Origin of the sequence: Arthrobacter sp. NQ7, from assembly GCF_029581595.2 — a bacterium.
Lineage (GTDB): Bacteria > Actinomycetota > Actinomycetes > Actinomycetales > Micrococcaceae > Arthrobacter > Arthrobacter phenanthrenivorans_B.
On the sequence record NZ_JARFXU020000008.1, the window covers coordinates 144897 to 165068 of the forward strand.

The 20172-nt window shown below is 68.8% G+C and carries 18 protein-coding genes; 12 read left to right on the forward strand and 6 right to left on the reverse strand.

Translation table 11 applies throughout. The features are described 5' to 3' along the window. Positions 1–16 precede the first annotated feature (16 nt). Positions 17–511: a GNAT family N-acetyltransferase gene (locus PUN71_RS11105; RefSeq protein WP_277798450.1), complete on the reverse strand. Its 495-nt coding sequence runs from the start codon at positions 509–511 to the stop codon at positions 17–19. Then, positions 508–1374, reverse strand: a complete 867-nt coding sequence (locus tag PUN71_RS11110) for a ribokinase (protein ID WP_277798451.1) — start codon at positions 1372–1374, stop codon at positions 508–510. Before PUN71_RS11110 ends, PUN71_RS11105 begins: the two co-directional genes overlap by 4 nt. Positions 1375–1534: 160 nt before the next feature. On the opposite strand from PUN71_RS11110, the gene PUN71_RS11115 reads away from it, so the two are divergent. Both PUN71_RS11115 and PUN71_RS11120 read left to right on the forward strand, forming a co-directional pair. Next, entirely contained in the window at positions 1535–2977 is a 1443-nt protein-coding gene (locus PUN71_RS11115; RefSeq protein ID WP_277798452.1) for an MFS transporter, read from the forward strand. Positions 2978–3007: 30 nt separating this feature from the next. After that, complete coding sequence (locus PUN71_RS11120; RefSeq protein ID WP_277798453.1) at positions 3008–4018, forward strand: nucleoside hydrolase; 1011 nt, start codon at positions 3008–3010, stop codon at positions 4016–4018. Between the two features lie 67 nt (positions 4019–4085). On the opposite strand, the gene PUN71_RS11125 is transcribed toward PUN71_RS11120, so the two are convergent. The 4 genes from PUN71_RS11125 to pdxA all read right to left on the reverse strand — a co-directional run bounded on the left by PUN71_RS11125 (position 4086) and on the right by pdxA (position 9635). Further along, a complete protein-coding gene (locus tag PUN71_RS11125; protein WP_277798454.1) occupies positions 4086–5306 on the reverse strand; it encodes an MFS transporter in 1221 nt (406 codons plus the stop codon). A 219-nt stretch (positions 5307–5525) separates the two neighbouring features. Continuing rightward, on the reverse strand, positions 5526–6308 hold the full coding sequence (locus tag PUN71_RS11130; protein WP_277798469.1) for a GntR family transcriptional regulator: 783 nt from the start codon (positions 6306–6308) through the stop codon (positions 5526–5528). A gap of 107 nt (positions 6309–6415) precedes the next feature. Further along, the gene (locus PUN71_RS11135; protein WP_043454159.1) at positions 6416–7189 is read right to left on the reverse strand and encodes a DeoR/GlpR family DNA-binding transcription regulator; all 774 of its coding nucleotides are present in this window, start codon (positions 7187–7189) and stop codon (positions 6416–6418) included. A gap of 76 nt (positions 7190–7265) precedes the next feature. Further along, positions 7266–9635 (reverse strand): 4-hydroxythreonine-4-phosphate dehydrogenase PdxA, encoded by a 2370-nt coding sequence (gene pdxA / locus PUN71_RS11140; protein WP_277798455.1) that lies wholly within the window; start codon positions 9633–9635, stop codon positions 7266–7268. Positions 9636–9847: 212 nt separating this feature from the next. Here pdxA and PUN71_RS11145 point away from each other — a divergent pair, with 212 nt between their 5' ends. The 10 genes from PUN71_RS11145 (at position 9848) to PUN71_RS11190 (ending at position 19922) form a co-directional block, all read left to right on the forward strand. Further along, positions 9848–11422 carry an ABC transporter substrate-binding protein gene (locus PUN71_RS11145; protein ID WP_277798456.1) on the forward strand — a complete coding sequence of 525 codons (1575 nt, stop codon included), beginning with the start codon at positions 9848–9850 and terminating at the stop codon, positions 11420–11422. 3 nt (positions 11423–11425) lie between these two features. Further along, a complete protein-coding gene (locus PUN71_RS11150) occupies positions 11426–12361 on the forward strand; it encodes an ABC transporter permease (protein ID WP_043454155.1) in 936 nt (311 codons plus the stop codon). Beyond that, complete coding sequence (locus PUN71_RS11155; RefSeq protein ID WP_277798457.1) at positions 12358–13287, forward strand: ABC transporter permease; 930 nt, start codon at positions 12358–12360, stop codon at positions 13285–13287. The genes PUN71_RS11150 and PUN71_RS11155 overlap by 4 nt, the downstream gene beginning before the upstream one ends. 1 nt (position 13288) lies before the next feature. After that, positions 13289–14182: an ABC transporter ATP-binding protein gene (locus tag PUN71_RS11160; RefSeq protein WP_277798458.1), complete on the forward strand. Its 894-nt coding sequence runs from the start codon at positions 13289–13291 to the stop codon at positions 14180–14182. Beyond that, positions 14179–15006, forward strand: a complete 828-nt coding sequence (locus PUN71_RS11165) for an ATP-binding cassette domain-containing protein (RefSeq protein WP_277798459.1) — start codon at positions 14179–14181, stop codon at positions 15004–15006. Before PUN71_RS11160 ends, PUN71_RS11165 begins: the two co-directional genes overlap by 4 nt. Positions 15007–15049: 43 nt before the next feature. Beyond that, entirely contained in the window at positions 15050–16039 is a 990-nt protein-coding gene (locus tag PUN71_RS11170; protein ID WP_277798460.1) for an aldo/keto reductase, read from the forward strand. Positions 16040–16080: 41 nt separating this feature from the next. After that, positions 16081–16875: an HpcH/HpaI aldolase family protein gene (locus PUN71_RS11175; RefSeq protein ID WP_277798461.1), complete on the forward strand. Its 795-nt coding sequence runs from the start codon at positions 16081–16083 to the stop codon at positions 16873–16875. 2 nt (positions 16876–16877) lie between these two features. Next, on the forward strand, positions 16878–18113 hold the full coding sequence (locus PUN71_RS11180) for a sialidase family protein (protein ID WP_277798462.1): 1236 nt from the start codon (positions 16878–16880) through the stop codon (positions 18111–18113). After that, positions 18110–18784, forward strand: a complete 675-nt coding sequence (locus PUN71_RS11185; RefSeq protein ID WP_277798463.1) for an SDR family NAD(P)-dependent oxidoreductase — start codon at positions 18110–18112, stop codon at positions 18782–18784. The genes PUN71_RS11180 and PUN71_RS11185 overlap by 4 nt, the downstream gene beginning before the upstream one ends. A 295-nt stretch (positions 18785–19079) precedes the next feature. Then, complete coding sequence (locus PUN71_RS11190) at positions 19080–19922, forward strand: esterase/lipase family protein (protein ID WP_277798464.1); 843 nt, start codon at positions 19080–19082, stop codon at positions 19920–19922. Positions 19923–20172: the final 250 nt, after the last annotated feature.

Below are 20172 nucleotides of genomic sequence, written 5' to 3' on the forward strand. Positions count from 1 at the left end.
AAGTGGGCCCGCCCGGCTACAGCTCCAGCGTGAACACCCACAGCAGCACGTCCTCGCCCGGTACGTACCAGTCCCGTTCCGGCGTGCGGCGGAAGCCCAGGGACTGGTAGAGGGCATGAGCGCGCTCCATGAAGGTCGCGCTCGTGATGCTGATTCCCTCGATCCCGGGCAGTTGCCGGGCGTGCTCCACAATTGCGCGCACCACGGTGCGGCCCACTCCGGACCCCTGGCACGCTGGGTCCACGGCCAGCATCCTAAATTCCAGCTCGCCTTCCCGCGCGATCTCGGTGTACGGCTGGCCGGCGAACGTCAGCGTCACCGCCGCCACTGGACGTCCGCCGGCCTCGGCCAGCCACACCTGCGCGTGCTGGGCACGGTGCTCCACATCCTCCAGCACCCCCATGTACGGATGGTCCGCTTCGAAGTGTCCGGCCTTGAGGTAGGCGTCCCGGGTGATGCGCCGGACGTCCGGAAAGTCCGGCGGCGCCGCGCGCCTCAGGGTGACGCTCACCGAGCGCCTGCGGTTGCCGGAGTCGGGCCCACGTAGTGGCCTAGCCGTGCCAAATCCGGCTGGGAGGACGGATCGCCCACGGCGTGGGCGCCCACCGCGTTGGCCACAGCCAGGGCCGGGGCGTAGTCCATGCCCGCCTCCAGCGCCAGGACCAGGGCCGCGCAGAACGCGTCGCCGGCGCCGATGGTGTTCACCACGCTGACGGCAGGGGCGGGGACTTCCGCAACCTTCCGGCCGTGCTCGAACATGGCGGACCCTTCGCCGCCGTACGTCACCGCCACGAGCTTCGCCGATGCGAGGGCCGGGATCAGTGCGTACTCACTCTCGTTCACGATCACCAGGTCGCAGCGCTCCAGCAGCTCCGCGGGCAGGTCCATGGCCGGGGCGGCGTTCAGCACAAAGAAGCCCTCCGCCTTCCGGGCCGCTTCCAGCACCACCGGCACGCCGACCTCCAGCTGGCACAGCACCGTCTCGTCCGGGCCGAACTCCACGCCGTCGAGCGAGAGGTGCGAGTTGGCGCCCGGGCACACCACGATCTGGTTCTCGCCGTCGCGGTCCACGGAGATCAGCGCGGTCCCGGTGGTGTGCGGCAGGACGCTAACGCCGGTGGTGCTGACACCTGCAGTGGTCAGGGCATCCAGCATCTGCCGGCCGGAATCGTCGTCGCCCACCGCGCCCACCATCCGGGCATTGCCGCCGAGCCGCGCGAGGGCCGCCGCCTGGTTGGCGCCCTTGCCGCCCGGCTGCCGGGACAGCACGGCGTCACCGATGGTTTCGCCCGCCGTCGGAAGCCGCTCGGCGGTGGCGATCAGGTCCACATTGATGCTGCCGACGACGGTGACGGCAGGAAGTCGATTGTGCATTGGGGGAACTCTCTGAACGGGGATGCCGGAACCGGCCGGATGATGAAACAGTGTACGGCAAGGGTTGTACTTGCACATCATACGTGGTTGTATAACAACTCGAATCGCCGCCGAGGAGGTGGTCTTCATCACCCAACCTGCACGAACAAAGGAGTTTGATGTGAACGCCCCAACCCCCGCAACGGCCGCGCCGCCCGCGGACTCCGCTGCCGCCGTCGTACCTCCCGCCGATGCCGCCAAGCTCTCCGGCCGCCGCGCCGCCCTGCTGATTTTCACCCTGCTGCTGGGCGTGCTGTCCTTCCAGCTGAACGCCAGCATGGTCACCCCGGCGCTGCCGCAGATCGCCGCCGACTTCGGCCGGGGCGCCGACAGCACCGCCCCCGTCCAGTCCATGTTCTTCCTCGCCGGCGCCATCTCCGGACCCGTCATCGGCCGGTGGAGCGACTTCATCGGCCGCCGCGCCGCGCTGCTGCTGGTCCTGGGCATCATGGGCGCCGGCACCATCCTCTGCATCACCGCGCCGACGCTGGAACTGCTGGTCACCGGCCGGTTCCTGCAGGGCGTCTCCAGCGCCGTCTTCGCGCTCGCCTACATCGTCCTCAGCGAGAACCTGCAGGCCAAGGTCTTCGGCACCTCCGTGGGCATCATCGCCGCCATCAACGGCGGCATCGGGGGAGTGGACGGCTGGGTGGGGGGCCTGATGGCGGAAACCCTCGGTTTCCGGTCCATCTTCGTCGTGGTGCTCGTCCTGACGGTGATCGCCGCGGTCTGCATCATCCGCACCGTGCCCGCCGGGCGTCCCGCGGGTGTCCGCGGCGCCATGGACTGGTGGGGCGCCGGCTCCCTCTCGGTGTTCCTGGTGTTCATCACCTACTTCGTCTCCGACGGGTCCGCCGCCGGGTGGACCTCACCTACCGCCGTGGCCCTGCTGGCCGGTACCGCCGCCTCCTTCGCCGCGTTCTGGATCATCGAGAAACGCCGCAGCCACCCGCTCATCGCCGTCCACCACCTGCGCTCCCGGCAGGTCTGGCCGGTCATCCTCACCACGGTCCTCACCCTCGCCGGCATCTTCGCCGTCATTAACTTCACCGTGGTGCTGCTCAGCCAGGACCACGACGGCGGCTTCGGCCTGAGTGCCTCGGTCTCGGCGTTGCTGTTCCTCACCCCCGCCGCGCTCATCGGCGTCTTTGCCGCACCACTGGCCGGCTGGCTGGCGGACCGCCGCGGCTGGATCAAGACCCTCCGGATCGGCACGGGAATGAGCCTCGCCTGCGCGGCGGCTGCCGCGGCCTTCTCCACCCACCAGGTGGCGGTGCTGATCGCTGTTGCAGCGCTGGGCATCTTCTACAACGGCCTGTTCCTCACCGCCATCAACGGGCTCTCGGTGCTGCTCTCACCCAAGGAAGCCCCGGCGGCGCTGCCGGGCATCAACGGCGCCTCCTTCGGCATCGGGGCGAGCCTCGGCGTCGTCCTCGTGGCACCGTTCGCCGCCCAGGCCACGGCCGCCGGGTACGCCACCGCCCTCTGGATTTCCGTGGGCATCACCGCCGCCGCGTTCATCGTCAGCCTCTTCGTCGCCGCCCCCAAGGGCGAGACCGTCTAACTGTTGCCACTACCTGAAAGAAGTACCGCTATGACCACGCCCTTCCCGATCTACCTGGACTGCGATACAGGAATCGACGACGCCCTCGCCCTGGCCTACCTGCTCGCCTCGCCTCTTGCCGATGTGGTGGGGATCGGGACGGTCAGCGGCAACGTCAGTGCCGCCGTCGGCGCCCGGAACACCCTGGACCTGCTTGAGCTCGCCGGCTCCGCGCACATCCCCGTGGCCCTGGGCGCGCACCATCCCCTGGCCGGATCCTTTGGCGGCGGCGCCCCGTGGGTGCACGGCGACAACGGGATTGGCGAGGTCTCACTGGCGCCTGCCGAGGCGTCCCTGGCCGGGGAGTCCGCCGCGGAAATGCTGGTGCGGCTGGCCCGGCTGTACCCGGGGGAGCTGCGCGTGGTGGCGATCGGCCCGCTGACCAACATCGCCGAGGCGCTGCGGCTGGAGCCCGCGCTGACGTCGCTGGTGCAGTCCGTGACGGTCATGGGTGGGGCCGCGCTGGCCCCGGGAAACATCACTCCGCTGGCCGAGGCCAACATCCACAACGACCCCGAGGCCGCCGCCCTGGTGCTGGCCGCCGACTGGGACGTGACCCTGGTGCCGCTGGACGTGACCATGGCGTCCGTGCTGGAGGAAACGCACCGGCAGGAGCTGCTCGCGTCCTCCTCGCCCGTGGCACAGGCACTCGGGGAGATGCTGGGCTACTACTTCCGGTTCTATGAGGGCATTTACGGCCGGCCCTGCTCCGCCATGCACGACCCGCTGGCGGCGGCGCTCGCCGTCGGGGCCGTGAAGCCGGCCCTGGCGCCGGTGGTGCGGGCCGCCGTCGACACCTCCGACGGGCCCGGCCGCGGGCAGACGGTGTGCGACATGCGCGGCCTGTACGCGGGGTTCCCGCCCGTGAAGGGCGCACGGTGCCGGGTGGTGCTCTCGCTCGAGGAGGAGTTTGCCCCGCACCTGGTGGGGACGCTGCTGGACCACTTTGCGGGCATGGAAACCACGACGGCGGCGCTCACCCCGGCGGGTTCGGCGGCCTGAGCACCGGCACGCCCCAGCGCGCTGCCGGTCCTTGCCCGGCACGCCATGCGTGCCGGGCAAGGCCGGTTCAGCCGGCGTGCTCTACAGCCGCTGTCTTCGCGGCGATGGCGTGCGGCACCGCCACGAGTGCCACGACAGCCAGGGCGCCCGCTGCAGCGAACACGTAGAAGCCCCAGGGGTAGGCGATGCCTGCGGCAACCAGGCCGCCCGTCACCGCGGGCCCGGCGATTGCGCCGACGCGGCCCACACCGGCAGCGAAACCAAGGGCGGTGGCGCGCAGCCGGGCCGGGAACAGCTGGCTCACCCAGGCGTAGACAAGCACCTGGGAGCTGAAGACAAACACGCCGGTGACGAAAACGAGGGCGTTGAGCAGGATCTCGTTGCCCACCTTGATGCTCAGCAGTGCCAGGCAGGCGGCGGACAGGCCGAACCACAGCAGCACGATGGGTTTGGTCCCGTGCCGGTCCGCCAGGATGCCGGCGATGATGAGGCCTGCCACGGCGCCCAGGTTCAGCACCAGGAGCAGGGAAATGCCCGCGCTTACGGGATAACCGGCGGATGCCATGAGCTGCGGCAGCCAGGTGTTCAGGCCGTAGACCAGCAGGAGGCCCATGAAGGAGGCGGCGGCAATCGCCGCGGCCACCAGCGGGTACGGCTTCCTGGCCAGGTCGCGGAACCGGGTCTGCTCCAGCTTCTGGCCGGTCTGCGCCGTGGCGGCCGTCTCCGGAAGCTTGAACCACAGGAAGGGCACGAGCGCGAAGCCCGCGAGGCCGCCCACCACGAACATGGTGCGCCAGTCGGGGATCACCATGAGCGCCAGGAAGGCCGTTGCCACAGCCCCTGCGTGGTAGCCGGTCATGGTCCGCGTGGTTGATTTACCTGCCGAACCGGCGGGTGCGTAGTCGTTCATGTAGGCCAGTGCCACCGGGAGGCACGCCCCGAGCCCCAGTCCGGCCAGCAGGCGGAAGGCGCTGAACACCGCCACGTTCGGAGCCCAAATTACGGAGATGGTGAAGACCGAGAACCAGAGCACGCAGACGACCAGCAGCCTGCGGTGTCCGAAGCGGTCCGACAACGGTGCGATGAAGAGGGCGCCGAGGCCCACGCCCACCAGGGAAATGGTGGCCGCGAGCGTGGCGCCGACGGCGTCGAAGCCGAGCTCGCCGGTCTTGATAAGCGTGGGGATGACGGTGCCAAGCACCACCAGGTCGAAGCCGTCCAGGACCATGGCGAGCCAGCACAGCCAGACAGGCCATCGCGACGCACGGGTGGAGGGAAGAGTTGTCATGTAATCCTCATTGATCAGCAGAGTGAGAGCACGCCGCCTGCGAGCTACGTCTCGCAACGGAGTGATCTACCGCACGGGTTATGACACGAGGCTACAATTAAGTTCATTGAACGTACAAATGTTCGCAATACGAACGTAAACGGGGCTGCGGTGGTGCCACGAAGGGTTGCCCGGCTGCGGCGGGTTGAGGCTGGGCCGTGGGGTGTGGCCGTGGACGTCCTAGGACTGGAACTGCTGCATCACCGAAAGGTGGCCTGCGCGGGCCGACACCAGGCACTTGGCCAGGTAGAACGGCCGGTTGGCGTGCCGGACGAACTGCGTCAGCACCAGGACCGGGTCCGATGGGCGCAGGTCCAGCAGCTTGGCGCGGCTGGGGCCCACCTGGCTGAGGCTGATCTGGCACTCGCCGGGCCCGGCCAGCCGGCCGAGCTGGTTGTTGAGCGTGGCCAGCAGGGTGGCGCCGCCGTCGTCCTTGATCTCAAGGGGCGCCGCGGCACTCCGGCCGGGGCTGACCGGCTGGGCGGTGACGTTTTCCTGCAGGTGGGCGATGGCCTCACCGTCGCGGATCAGGACGGATTCCCAGAGCCAGCAGTCGGTGCCGGGGGCGACGCCGATGCCTGGCGCCACGAACTCGGAAGCGGCCTGCCGCACCACCTGGGTGCGCTTGACCTCCAGCGTCTGGCCGGGTCCGCCGAGGACCTCCTCGAACGGGCGGATCCGCTCGATGCCGATGCGCGGGAGGGTATCCGAAACGAACCGGCCCACGCCGCGCCGGGCCCGGATGAGCCCGTCTTCCTCAAGGAGCATGAGGGCTTCGCGGACCACGGTGCGGCTGACCTTCATGTCGGCGCCGAGTTCTGTCTCGGTGGGGATCATGGACCCGGGGGTGAGCAGGCCGTTGCGGACGGCCTCCGCGATCCGGGAGTAGACCGCCACCCGCAGCGGTGAGCCGGGCTGCGCCGTCACTGGCTGGGACAGGAACCGGGCGGCATCCTGGTGCACGTTTGCCTCGCTCACTTGGTGGTTTCTTGGTGGAATCCCAGCCTAGAACAGGTTGCACGTGTTTGTTGGACAAGCTGAGGCTGTCATGGCGTCCGCAGCACCGGCTCCTACGCAGTCACCTGCGCCACCTCGACCTGTACCCCCGCGTCGCGGAACTTCTGCACCTGGGCGGGGTCGGCGCCGTCGTCCGTCACCAAGGTCCAGGGCAGCGCCAGCCGGGCCCACGCGTGGAACGGCCGCAGCCCCAACTTGGACGAGTCGGCCAGGACATACACGGAACGGCCGCGCCGGGCCATGAGCTCCTTGAGCCGGGTCTGGGCGTGGTCGGCTTCGCAGATGCCGTCCTCGGCGGTGACGGCGTCGGCGCCCAGGAATACCCGGTCAAAACTCATCCGCTCCAGCGCCGCCTCGGCCAGCGGCCCCACGAAACTCTGGGACACACTGCGCAGCCGGCCGCCCAGGCAGTCCACCACGACGCCGTCCGAATCCGCCAGCTCCTGCAACGTGTTGATGCCCGGCGTGGTGACGGACAGCTTCTCGAACCCGCGCAGTTCGTGCGCCAGGGCACCCGCGGTGGAGCCGGCGTCGAGCAGGATGTTCTCCCCGGGCTGGATCACGGCCGCCGCCCACCGGGCAATGGCATGCTTTTGTTCGTACGCCTCCCCGGTGCGCTGCCGCAGCGACGCCTCCGGGTGCGCCCCCATGGCCATCGCCCCGCCGTAGGTGCGGGCCAGCCGGCCCTGCGAATGCAGCAGCGCCAGGTCGCGGCGGATGGTGGACGCCGTCACCTCGAACTTGGCCGAGAGTTCCTCCACGGAGGCGAGGCCGGTGGTCACGGCAAGGTGGTAGATCTCCTCGCGCCGCGCGTTTGCGCTGAGCATTCCCGGTCTCCTTCCCGTGGGCATGGCGGTGGCAGTGGTTCCCATGCTAGTTCCGGCCCCCAATCAAACCGGAGAACTACACGGCGACGGCGGGCCGGGTGGCCATCTCGGCGGCCTGGTGCAGCGCCTCCACCATGGACCGGGAATCGGCGATGTTCTTCCCGGCGATGTCGAACGCGGTGCCGTGGTCCACGGACGTGCGGATCACCGGCAGGCCCACCGTGATGTTCACGCCGGCCTCGATGCCCAGCACCTTCACCGGCCCGTGCCCCTGGTCGTGGTACATGGCCACCACCAGGTCGTAGTCGCCGCGGCCGGCCAGGAAGAACAGCGTGTCAGCGGGCAGCGGGCCCACCGCGTTGATCCCGTCCGCCTGCGCCGCCTTCACGCCCGGCTCGATCTTCTCCGCTTCCTCGCCCTGGCCGAACAGGCCGTTCTCGCCGGCGTGCGGGTTAATGGCGCAGACGCCGATCTTCGGGTTGGGGATGCCCGCCCGCACCAGGGCCTCATGGCCGCGGCGGATGGTGCGCTCCACCAGGTCCGGGTTGATCTTCCGGATCGCGTCCATCAGCCCGATGTGGGTGGTCACGTGGATCACCTTGATCTTGGGCGTGGAGAGCATCATGGACACTTCCTCGGTGCCCGTCAGCGACGCCAGCAGCTCGGTGTGCCCGGGGAAGATGTGCCCGGCTGCGTGCAGCGCCTCCTTGTTCAGCGGCGCGGTGCAGATGGCCTGCACCTTCCCGGCCATCGCCAGTTCGCTGGCCACCCGGATGTACTCGTAGGCGGCATGTCCCGCCACTGGGGAGAGCTGGCCCCACGGCAGGTCCTCGGGCAGCAGGTTCAGGTCGATCACGTTCACCCGGCCCGGCGTGAACACCGCGTCCTCGACGTTCTCGATCACGGCGATGTCTGCCTGGACGCCCACGATCTCCGCGGCCTGGCGCAGCCGCAGCGCATCGCCCACCACCACGGGCCGGCACTCGGCCAGGATGCCGGCATCCAGCACCGCCGGGACGACCACCTCCGGGCCGATGCCGGCACCGTCGCCCATGGTCACGGCCACGTAGGGGAGTGGCTGGTTCTTTGATTCGTCAGTCATTGTTGCTCCAGATTGTTCGGAAGTCGTGCGGGGAAGGATGTGGGCGGGAGCCTGCGCGGGCCGGCCGCGGCGCTCCCGGATGTCGTCATACAGCTGCAGGAGGGCCAGATCATCACCGAAGCTGCCGGGCTTGGTGCCCACCAGCGTCCCGTCGGCAGCGCGGCTCAGCACGGCTCCGTGCTGCACCGCCGCGAGCGGCACCAGGCTGGAATGCCCGACGGCGTCCAGCACTTCCCGCGCCGTCTCGCCGCCCGTGAGGATCAGGTCGGCAGGGGCAGCCTTCGCAGCTTCGGCGGCAAACTTCGAGAGGGCCTGGACAATGGCTTGGGCTCTTGCCGGGTCCACCTTGCCGGCGGCCAGGGTGACGGCCAGGTTCCTGCCGTCCCGGAGCGCCTGCCGGGCTTCCCCAAGCTGCGTTGCATAGGCGCCGGCTGCCCCCGCATAGAGCGGGTGCAGCCGGATAACCGTGAAGCCGTGCTCTTCGAGCCGGGCCAGCTGCGCCTGCGCGGTCCCGGAAGCGGAGCCGACGACGGCGAGCACCGGCAGCGCGGCCGCCTGCGGTTCCGCGGCGGCGGGGTCCGTTGTGGGCACAGTTTGCGCATTCCGCGCAGTTTGTGCGCCAAGCCGCTGCGCGAGGACAGCTGCCGCGCCGCCGGTTCCCACCAGCACGATGCGGCGTCCGCCCGCACGGAAACCCAGCTCCAGCAGGGCGTCCACCACGTGTTCCAGGTCAGCTGTGGTTTCACCATCGGCCACCACCAGCGCGGGCCGGCCGTCCAGCAGTCCGGCCAGGCGGGACGGCACTGTGCTTGACCGCACCGTTTCCAGGTCCAGGGACTGCACCGAGTACGGCTCCTCTGGGCGGAGCAGCGACGGGATGTCCGCCGGCGGGGCCGAAAGCTCCGCCTGCCACAGGTCCGTCTTTGCCAGGGGGGAGCCGGCAACAAAGGGGCGGCCGGCGCGCACCGTGCGCTGCAGCTGGGGGAGTGCCCCCACAACCACAACGTGGTGGCCGAGCCCTTCCAGTGCGGCGGTCTCGGCGCTGATGTTGCCGCGCCACAAGGAGTCGATCTTCTTGAACAGCACCTGCGCGGCGGAGGCCCCGGGGGTGGAGAAGGCCTCCAACACCCGCACCCCGGCTTCGGCAGCGGACAGTCCGCGGGAATGTGTATCGGCGACCACCACGTCGGTGGGGGCCGGGACCAAGGAGGTGCCGGCGTCGTGCGGTGCCAATAAAGTACCCGCACCCAGCAGGAGCTGCGCGGACAGGCCATGCTCCACAAACCAGCAGCCAACCTCGGCGGCGCCGGAGAAATCGTCCGCCTGGACAAATACGGAAGCCACGGTGCTCCTCTCGGTCGGATTGTCGGCTGGAGTTCCATACAGGGTTTTCTGGCCCGTATAGAACAGGAAGTTCCCCATCATCATGACACGGCTGCGCGAATCACGCTAGGGGGGTTGCGCGAATTGCGCAGGAGTGGCAAAGTGATGGACACAACATTCCGGCGCAGCCACTCCGGCAGCCCGCCACCCCCGAACCTACCGAGAGGTCAACGATGACCGTTCTTCCTCAAGGAAGTGAGATTTCCCGCCGCCGCCTGCTGCAGTTCGGCGCGGCCGCAGGGTTTCTGCTGGGCACCGGCAGCCTGGCCGGCTGCGCCGGTCCCACCGGCCTCCCGGGCCCCAGCACCCTGACCCTGGCCCTCAACCGTTCCCTGGTCAGCCTGGACAACAAGCTCAACCAGTTCGACGCCGCCGTCACCGTGCAGCGCTCGGTCCGCCAGGGCCTCACCGCCATCGGGCCCGAAACCAAGCCCGTCCTGGTCCTGGCCGAACGCTTCGAGATGACCGGCCCCACCGAATGGACGGTCCGCCTCCGCGAGGGCGTCCGCTACTCGGACAACAGCCCCGTGAAGATCGAGGACGTGGCCACCGCCCTGAAGATGTACAAGCAGGTGCAGGGCTCGTTCGTGGCCGGCTTCTTCCCCGAATTCCCCGAGGTTGTCCCCGTGGACGAGCGCACTTTCACAATGGTCACCAAGAAGCCCGTCCCCATCCTGGACTCGCTCATGAGCATGATCCTGATTACCCCGGCTGCGCAGAACAAGCCGGAGGAACTGCAGGAAGGCCTTGGCACCGGCCCCTACGTGGTCACCAAGTTCAACCGCGGCGCCGGCACCTACAGCCTGGAACGCAACAAGAACTATTGGGGACCGGCACCGCATATCGACAACGTGGAGGTCCGCTTCCTCCCCGAGGAATCCAGCCGAGTCATCGCCCTGCGTAGCGGCGAGGTGGACGTCATCGACACCATCACCCCGGATTCCCGCCAGCAGCTCGCCGGCCTCCCAGGCGTCACGCTCCAGGAATCCTCAAGCCTGCGCCTGAACCAGATCTTCTTCAACTTCCGCAAGCCCGCCGGCCACCCGATCGCCGACCCCCGCGTCCGCCAGGCCCTCAGCATGGCCATCGACGGCAAGTCGCTGGTGAAGGACGTCCTGGTGGACTCCGTCACGCAGGCCGAAGGGGTCACCCCCTCCAGCCTCACCGGCTACCACAAGACCGGCGAATACGTGTACGACCCCGACAGGGCCAAAGCCATGCTGGCCGAGCTCGGCGTCAAGGACCTCACCATCAAGATCATCTGGGAAACCGGCGAGTTCGCCTCCGATACCTCAGTGATGGAAGCCCTGGTGGAGATGTTCGGCAAGATCGGCGTCAAGGCCGAGCTGCAGCAGTTCGAACCCGGCGGCAACATCATGGCCTGGCGCCAGGGCAAGCAGGGCGACTGGGACCTGCTGGCAAACGGCTACCCAAGCCCCACCGGCCTGGCCATCACCATGCTGCAGGGCATGTACGCGGGCACCCCCGAAAAGGAAGCCACCCGCGACACCTACCAGGGCTACGTGATCCCCGAAGTCGCCGCCAAAATCCAGGCAGCCTCCGCCGAAGCGGACCCGGCCCGCAGGACGCAGCTGCTCAACGACGCCCAGCAGGCCGTCTGGGACACCTGGCCCTGCGCCTGGGCCTTCGTCCCCAAGTCCGTCCTCGCCCACCGGGAGCGGGTGTCCGGCATCAACCTGGCCCCCACCAACTCCTACCCCCTCGTTGATGTCCGGCTGGAGGCCTAAGCCATGACGAACTACGTCCTCAAACGCCTGGGACAGGGATTGCTGACCGTGTTCCTCACGGTGTCCACCGTCTTTGTCCTGATCCGCCTGGCGCCCGGCGACCCGGCCGTCTCCTACGCCGGGCCCCTGGCCACCACCGAACAGCTCGCCAAGGTGCGCGAACAGTTCGGCCTGGACAAGCCGGTGCTGGAGCAGTACTGGATCTTCCTCCAGCAGCTGTTCACCGGCAACCTGGGCCAGTCCTACTCCTTCCAGGCCCCGGCCATGCAGGTGGTCTTCGAACGGCTGCCCTACACCCTGACCCTGGCGACGTCGGCAATCCTGCTGACCGCCGTCGTCGCCATCCCGCTCGGCGTGTGGATGGCCCGCCGCCCGGACACCGGCCGCGAGTTCGGCGTCAACGTCCTCACCATCGCCGGGCAGTCCATGCCCGACTTCTGGACCGGCATCATGCTCCTCACCGTCTTCGCCGTGCTGATTCCGATCTTCCCGGCGTCCGGCTTCGCCACCTGGGGCGGGCTGGTGCTGCCCACGGTCACCATCGCCATCCTGCAGATCGCCCTGATTTCCCGCATGGTCCGCCGCGAGATGACCGCGAACTTCGCCGCCCCGTACCTCACGGTGGCCCGGTCGCGCGGCGTGAAGAACTCCGTGCTCACCTGGCGCTACGCCATGGGCAACTCCGCCATCCCGGTCTTCACCGCGCTGGGCACCCGGTTCGCCGCCATGCTCAACGGCGTGGTGGTGGTGGAAGTGGTGTTCGCCTGGCCCGGCGTAGGCTCACTGATCGTCCGGGCACTCGAAACCCGCGACTACCCCCTGATCCAGGCGACGGTCCTCATCACGGCCCTGCTGGCCGTGGCCGTCCAGCTCCTGATCGACCTCGCCTACCCGCTCCTTGATCCCCGCGTTCGTCTTGGAAAGGCGGCCACAGCATGAGCCTCGACACCGCAACCCCCGCCACGTCTCCCGGGACCCCCGCCCGGCAGCCAAGCCCCAGCGCCGTCACCAAGGCGGACCTGGCCCGGGCCGGCGCCACCCGCCGGCGCAAAGCCGCCCAGTGGAAGCTCATCGTCGGCACCGTCTGCACCCTGCTGGTGATCATCCCGATCATCCTGGCCAACGTGCTCCCGCTGCCGGACGCCAACTTCCAGGACCTCGCCGCCCGGCGCCTGCCGCCGCTGACCGACGGGCACCTGTTCGGCACCGACCAGCTGGGCCGCGACCTGCTCTCCCGGGTACTGCACGGCGGCCAGGTCTCGCTGACCATCGGCCTGCTGGCCGTCCTGGTCTCCGGCGCCATCGGCGTGATCCTCGGGTCCGCCGCCGGCTACTTCGGCGGCTGGGTGGACACCATCGTCTCCCGGCTCCTCGAAGCGCAGATGTCCCTGCCGCTGCTGATGATGCTGCTGCTGGTGGTGGCCCTCTTCGGCCCCTCCATCCCGGTGATCACTTTCGTCATCGCCATCGCGCAGTGGCCCGAAGTGGCCCGCCTGACCCGCTCCATGGTGCTGGTGGAACGTGAAAAGCCGTACGTCTCCGCCGCCCGGATCCTGGGCCTGCACCGCATCCAGATCCTGGTCCAGCACATCATCCCCAACGTCATCAAGCAGGCAACCCTGGTGGTGCTGCTCCTGCTGGCCCAGGCCGTGCTGCTCGAATCGGCGCTGTCCTTCCTGGGCGCCGGCCCGCAGCGGCCCTTCGCCACCTGGGGCCGCATCATCTCCGACGGCCAGGCCTACATCACCACCTCCTGGTGGATGGTCACCCTGCCCGGCCTGGTGATCGTGCTCATGGTGGTGGGCGTCAACCTGCTGGGCGACGGCCTCCGCGACCGTCCCCGCCGCAAGAAGAAGGGTGCCTGACATGAACGCTTCAACCTTCACCGAGCAGCCGCTGCTGGAGGTCCGTGACTTCCAGGTGGAGCTGATCACCGACGCCGGCATCATCCGGGCAGTGGACTCCGTCAGCTTCAGCATCCACCGCGGCGAGACGGTCACCATCATCGGCGAGTCCGGTTCCGGAAAATCGACGACGGCGATGGGCATCCTGCGCCTGCTGCCTGAAGACCTGGCCGTCCTGTCCGGCACCGTGGTGATTGACGGCGTCGACATTTCCGCCGACCCCAAGGCCATCAACAAGGTGCGCGGCAAGACCCTGGCGCTCATCCCGCAGGACCCCATGACCGCCCTGAGCCCGGTGCATTCGATCGGCAGCCAGCTGTTCGAGGCCATCCGGATCGCCGGCGCCGCCTCCGCAAGGGACAAGGGTGCGCTGCAGGCCCGGGCCGTGCGCCTGCTGGAACAGGTGCACATTCCGACGCCGGAGAAGCAGCTGAAGAAGTACCCGCACCAGCTCTCCGGCGGCATGCTCCAGCGCGTGCTGATCGCCATTGCGCTGGCGTCCGAGCCGCAGCTGCTGGTGGCGGATGAGCCGACGTCGGCCCTGGACGTCACCGTGCAGGGCGGCATCCTGGACCTGCTGCTGGAACTGCAGGAACAGCGCGGCATCGGCATCCTGATGATCACCCACGACCTCGGCGTGGCCAGGCTCATCTCGGACAGGATCCATGTGATGAAGGACGGCTCCTTCGTGGAATCCGGCGAAGTCCAGCAGATCGTGGACCACCCCGCCACCGAGTACACCCGGGCCCTGCTGGCCGCCGTGCCGGTGCTCGGGCCGTGGGACGAAACGCCCGCCCGCGGAACGCACGCTGCCACCACCGACCCAGCCCTCACCCAGACCGGAGCAAAGCCATGACGAAGCCGTTCCTCGCCGTCGACAACCTGGTGGTGGACTACCACGTCCCCGGCGGCACCTTCCGTGCCGTGGACGACGTCTCCTTCTCCGTGGACAAAGGCAGGACGATCGCCGTCGTGGGTGAATCGGGCTGCGGCAAGTCCACGGTGGCCAAAGCGCTCATGCGGCTCATCACCCCCACGAGCGGCAGCATCACCCTGGACGGCACGGACATCGCCGCCATGAGCGAAGCCAAACTGCGGCCGCTGCGGTCCAAGTTCCAGATGGTGTTCCAGGACCCCTACGGCTCCCTTGACCCGCACATGACTGCCCAGGAGATCGTGGCCGAGCCGCTGAAGCTGCAGGGCATCCGCTCCAAGGCCGAACGGCACAAGGCGGCCGCCACACTGATCGACCAGGTGGGCCTGCCGGTCCGCTCCCTGGAGAAGCGGCCCTCCGAGTTCTCCGGCGGACAACGCCAGCGCATCGGCATAGCCCGGGCCCTCGCGTCCAAGCCGGAACTCCTGGTCTGCGACGAGGCCACCAGCGCCCTGGACGTCTCCGTGCAGGCCCAGGTGCTTCGGCTGCTGAAGTCCATCCAGGACGAAACCGGCATCACCTACGTGTTCATTTCGCACAACCTTGGCGTGGTGCAGGAGATCAGCGATACCGTCATGGTGATGCAGCGCGGCAAGCTGGTGGAACTCGGCACCACCGAGTCCGTCCTGACCTCACCCAAGGAGGACTACACCCGCAAACTCCGCCGCGCCGCCCTTGACCCCACCACCATGACCGGCCTCAAGCCCCGGCACGTGGTCCGCTCCCTGGCACTGGCCAACTCCTGACACTTTCGAAGCACTGACGAACGCAACCACGAGGAATCAACGCATGAGCACCCAGACCCAAGGCACCCAGGTGGACGGCCTGAAACTCCCCATCTCCCGGCTGGTCCTGGGAACCATGACCTTCGGCGACACCGCGGACGAGGCCACCGCTGGCCGGATGGTGGAGGAGGCGCTCGCCGCCGGCATCACCACCATCGACACCGCCAACGCCTACGTCGGGGGAGTCACCGAGGAGATGCTCTCCCGGCTGTTGAAGGGAAAGCGCGACGGCGTCATCCTGGCGTCCAAGGCCGGCATGCCCCACGCGGACCACGGCTCCAACGCACCGCTCTCCGCCGCCGGCCTGCGCGCCAGCGTCGAGGGCAGCCTGCGGCGGCTCGGCGTGGACAGCATCGACCTGTTCTACCTGCACCAGCCGGACCGGGCCACGCCGCTGACGGAGACCCTGTCCACCGTGGCCTCGCTGGTTGATGAAGGGAAGATCGGGGCGCTGGGCGTGTCCAACTTCGCCGCCTGGCAGATCGCCGACGTCATCCACACCGCGCGGGAAGTGGGGGCGCCGCGGCCCGTCGTCGCGCAGCAGCTCTACAACCTGGTGGCCCGCCGGCTGGAGGAGGAATACCTCGAGTTCGCCGCCATCCACAACGTGCACACCATGGTCTACAACCCGCTGGGCGGCGGCCTGCTTACCGGCAAGCACAGCTTCGACGCCAAGCCCACGGAAGGCCGCTACGGCGACTCCAAGCTCGCCGCCATGTACACCCAGCGGTACTGGGACAGGCAGCTGTTCGACGCCATCGGCGAGCTGTCCCGGATCGCCGCCGATGCCGGGGTGACCCTCGCGGAGCTGTCCCTGCGCTGGCTCGCCTACCGCTCCGGCGTCGGCTCCATGCTGCTGGGCGGATCCAAGGTGGAACAGCTGCGCGCCAACATCGCCGCCGTCGCGAATGGTCCGCTGCCGGCCGACGTCGTGGACGCCTGCGACGCCGTGGGCACCGCGCTGCGCGGCCCGATGCCCGCCTACAACCGCTGACCCTGTACCGACCGAACCGCTTACGACACTGAAGGACCCTGATGACTTCCGAACTGGCCCTCGAATTCGCCCGCAAGATCCGCGCCCGTGAGCAGGCGGTGGGCTACTGGGCGGTGCTGGACGCGCCCGTGGCCACCGAACGCATCGGCCGGCTGGGCTACGACTACGTGGCCCTGGACGCGCAGCACGGCCTGCTCGGCTACTCGGGCGTGCTCAACGGGCTGATGGCCATCGACGCCGGGCACACCGCCGCCGGCATGGTCCGCGTGGAAGCCAATGACTTCACCGCGATCGGCAAGGCACTGGATGCCGGCGCCGTGGGCGTCATCGTCCCGCTCATCAACAATGCGCAGGACGCCGCCGCGGCCGTTGCCGCCGCCAAGTACCCGCCGCTGGGCGGACGCTCCTACGGACCCATGCGCTCGGCCCTGCGGATCGGCCCGAAGCCTGCCGACGCCAACGCCGCCACGCTGGTGTTCGCCATGATCGAGACGCCCGAGGGCCTGGCCAACGTCAAGGAAATCTGCGCCACCCCAGGCCTGGACGGAATCTATGTGGGACCGTCCGACCTCGCCATCGCGGTGGGCGGCGCGTTCCCCGGGGATCCCGCCGTCGACGCCGAATTCAATGCTGCGCTGGAAACCATTGCCGAGGCCGCCGCATCCGCTGGCATCGCCGCCGGCATCCACACCCCCGCCGGCACGGTGGCCAACCAGCGGCTGCGGCAGGGTTACACCTTCACTACCATCGCCTCGGACCTGACGCACCTGGAACAGATCGCCAAGTCCCACCTCGACGCCGCCCGCTCCGCTGCCGGAACCAAGGAAGGCCAGTAACCATGACCACCACCACCGACGCATACAGCACCATCACCCCGGACGGCCGGGTGAAGCGGGCCGACGGCGCCGACTTCGCCTACCTGCCGGCCCCCACCGTGCAGAGCCACGCCGCCAACCTGCTCACCCTCCCGGACGGCCGGCTGGGCTGCGTCTGGTTCGGCGGCACCCAGGAAGGCGTGCCGGACATCTCCATCTGGTTCTCCACCCTCGAGCCCGGCAGTTCCCAGTGGTCCGAGCCCGCGCAGCTCTCCGACGATTCCACCCGCTCTGAGCAGAACCCCATCCTGTTCGTGGCCCCGGACAAGGCGCTCTGGCTGCTGTACACCGCGCAGAAGGCGGGCAACCAGGACACGGCCGAGGTCCGCCGTCGTATTTCCCTGGACAGCGGCCGCACCTGGGGCGACGTCGAAACCCTCTTCCCCGCCAACGAAACCGGCGGCGTGTTCGTCCGCCAACTGCCCGTGGTGCTGCCCTCCGGCCGGCTCATCATCCCGATCTTCCGCTGCATCACCACGCCGGGGGAGAAGTGGGTGGGCAACAGCGACGACAGCGCCGTGATGATCTCCGACGACGCCGGCGCCACCTGGACGCAGCACGTCCTGCCCGGCAGCCTGGGCTGCGTCCACATGAACATCCAGCGCGTGGCGGACGGCTCGCTGCTGGCCCTGTTCCGCAGCCGCTGGGCCGACTCCATCTACGCATCCCGCTCCACCGACGACGGCTCCACCTGGAGCGAACCCGTCCCCACCGAACTGCCCAACAACAACTCCTCCATCCAGTTTGTTGCTCTGACCGACGGCCGCCTGGCCCTGGTCTACAACCACAGCCGGGCGGAGGCGTCCACCGAACGCCGCCTCTCGCTGTACGACGAGATTGACGACGACGGCCTGGCCGAGGAACAGGGGCAGGTCACCGAACCCGATGCTGCTGCCCACGATGACGGCGTGAAGCGGGCCTTCTGGGGCACGCCGCGCTCGCCGATGACGCTGGCCATCTCCGAGGACTCGGGCCGGACGTGGCCCATCCGCCGGAACCTGGACGTGGGGGACGGGTACTGCCTGTCCAACAACTCCCGCGACGGGCTGAACCGCGAATACTCCTACCCGTCCATCCACCAGGGCCCGGACGGGGCGCTGAACATCGCGTACACGTACTTCCGGCAGGCCATCAAGTACGTCCGGGTGGACCCGCAGTGGGCGTACGAGGGCAGCACCACTCCCGGCGGGGACGCATGACACAGCACGCGGTGGTCACCGGTACCAGCTCGGGGATCGGCAGGGCCATCGCTCAGCGACTGCTGGCCGACGGGTGGAAGGTCACCGGGCTGAGCCGGACCGCGTCCGCTCTGGATGGAAAGTTCGAGTGGCTGCAGGCTGATCTCGCCCAGCCGGAGTCCCTGGCTGCCCTGGTCTCTTCGCTGGAGCCCGCCGATGCCCTGGTGCACGCCGCCGGGTTCCAGCGGACCGCGCACCTGGGCTCCCTGGACCCGGAGGCGCTGGCGGGCATGTTCACGGTCCACGTGGCGGCGGCGTCCGTGCTGGCCAACGCGCTGGTGCCCACCATGCCCGACGGCGGCCGGATCGTCCTGCTGGGCAGCCGCACCTCCACGGGGATGCCGGGAAAAAGCCACTACGCCGCCACCAAGGCCGCCCTGATGGGGCTGGGACGCACATGGGCGCAGGAGCTCGCGCCCCGGGGCATCACCGTGAACGTGCTCTCACCCGGGCCCACCGACACCCCGATGCTGAACGACCCCGGCCGCGCCGCCACCCCGGTGAAGCTGCCGGCCCTCGGAGCGCTGGTGGACCCGGAAGACGTGGCCGCCCTGGTCGCGTTCCTGCTGGGCCCGCACGGCAAGTCGATCACCGGGCAGAACTACGTCATCTGCGGCGGCGCCTCCCTCTGACGCCCTGCGGTGGTCGCGCACCGGAGGAATGCACGTTTGTGCAGAACCGGATGGGCGTGCGTCCAGGCGGCGGACAGGCCCAAAAAGGCTACTCACCAGTAACAATATGTGTGTTGCGGATCACATGCCGCGGCGAAGGCGGTCCTGCTGAACCTGGTTTTTGGCCGCACGTCTGTGCAGTTCTGCTGCGGTGAAGCGGCGGCGCTGCAAGCATGGAAACCCCGGGCCGCCCCGATGGATCCCCCAAAACCATCGGGGCCGGCCGCCCCGCTGACAGACGAACAAAGAGGTTTCCATGTCCTTCCTTTCCCGGGCCCTGTCCGTTGCGGCAGCCGCCGTCCTTGCCTCATCCCTGGTCTCGGCTCCCGCCCAGGCCGTAGATATCGCCCCGCCGGGGGCCAATGACTGGTCCTGCAAACCGTCGGCAGAACATCCCTACCCCGTGGTCCTGGTGCCGGGCACGTTCGAGAGTATGGAGAAGAACTGGTCCACCCTCTCGCCCTACCTCAAGAGCGCCGGGTACTGCGTCTACGCCCTCAACTACGGCCAGACCAACGGCGTCTACGCAACGGCGCCGGTCAAGGATTCCGCCAAGGAACTCGCCCCGTTCGTTGACGCCGTCCGTTCCGCCACCGGCGCCAAGCAGGTGGACCTGGTGGGCCACAGCCAGGGCGGCATGATGCCCCGGTACTACATGGGCTTCCTGGGCGGCGCCAAGTACGTCCATCAGCTCGTCGGCATCGCCCCGTCCAACCATGGCACCGAAGGCGTGATCCTCCCGCCGCCGGACCTGGTGCCCACGCCCGACTACACCGCCGCCGGCTGTGCCGCCTGCGCCGACCAGCAGGCCGGCTCGCCGTTCATGCAGGAACTGAATTCGATCGGCGACACCGTCGCAGGACCCTCCTACACCGTCATCTCCACCATCCATGACGAGGTGGTCATCCCGTACAACAGCCAGTTTCTGAACGGATCCGCACGGCAGGTCACCAACATCACCATCCAGGACAAGTGCCCTGCGGACGTCTTCGAACACGACCAGACGCCGAATGACCCGGTGGTGCACCAATTCGTGGCGAACGCCCTGGGCCAGGCCTCGGGCCCCGCGGACCCCGCCTTCCAGCCCGTCTGCCTCTAGCGGCGCCCTCGGAGGTCCGACGGCGGGCGGCCCGCGCTCTCCTCCGCCCCCCCCCCCCCGTTCCCCGCCCACCGCCCCAACGGCCCTTGCACACGCCGGGCTGCCGCGCCGACAACTCCATCACGAAGAGTTCAACTTCTAACTTCGCAACCATGAAAAACCATGGACCGCGAGCCACCCCAGGCACACCCCAACCTGACGTCATCTTGGGGTGAGATTTGCGTCAGAATAGGGCCCAGCTGGCACTTTG

Excerpts from the sequence above, each read along its gene's own strand:
- PUN71_RS11110 (WP_277798451.1), bottom strand. The coding sequence starts at position 1,374 with ATGCACAATCGACTTCCTGCCGTCACCGTCGTCGGCAGCATCAATGTG.
- PUN71_RS11120 (WP_277798453.1), top strand. The coding sequence starts at position 3,008 with ATGACCACGCCCTTCCCGATCTACCTGGACTGCGATACAGGAATCGAC.
- PUN71_RS11125 (WP_277798454.1), bottom strand. The coding sequence starts at position 5,306 with ATGACAACTCTTCCCTCCACCCGTGCGTCGCGATGGCCTGTCTGGCTG.
- PUN71_RS11135 (WP_043454159.1), bottom strand. The coding sequence starts at position 7,189 with ATGCTCAGCGCAAACGCGCGGCGCGAGGAGATCTACCACCTTGCCGTG.
- PUN71_RS11145 (WP_277798456.1), top strand. The coding sequence starts at position 9,848 with ATGACCGTTCTTCCTCAAGGAAGTGAGATTTCCCGCCGCCGCCTGCTG.
- PUN71_RS11150 (WP_043454155.1), top strand. The coding sequence starts at position 11,426 with ATGACGAACTACGTCCTCAAACGCCTGGGACAGGGATTGCTGACCGTG.
- PUN71_RS11155 (WP_277798457.1), top strand. The coding sequence starts at position 12,358 with ATGAGCCTCGACACCGCAACCCCCGCCACGTCTCCCGGGACCCCCGCC.
- PUN71_RS11160 (WP_277798458.1), top strand. The coding sequence starts at position 13,289 with ATGAACGCTTCAACCTTCACCGAGCAGCCGCTGCTGGAGGTCCGTGAC.
- PUN71_RS11165 (WP_277798459.1), top strand. The coding sequence starts at position 14,179 with ATGACGAAGCCGTTCCTCGCCGTCGACAACCTGGTGGTGGACTACCAC.
- PUN71_RS11170 (WP_277798460.1), top strand. The coding sequence starts at position 15,050 with ATGAGCACCCAGACCCAAGGCACCCAGGTGGACGGCCTGAAACTCCCC.
- PUN71_RS11175 (WP_277798461.1), top strand. The coding sequence starts at position 16,081 with ATGACTTCCGAACTGGCCCTCGAATTCGCCCGCAAGATCCGCGCCCGT.
- PUN71_RS11180 (WP_277798462.1), top strand. The coding sequence starts at position 16,878 with ATGACCACCACCACCGACGCATACAGCACCATCACCCCGGACGGCCGG.
- PUN71_RS11185 (WP_277798463.1), top strand. The coding sequence starts at position 18,110 with ATGACACAGCACGCGGTGGTCACCGGTACCAGCTCGGGGATCGGCAGG.
- PUN71_RS11190 (WP_277798464.1), top strand. The coding sequence starts at position 19,080 with ATGTCCTTCCTTTCCCGGGCCCTGTCCGTTGCGGCAGCCGCCGTCCTT.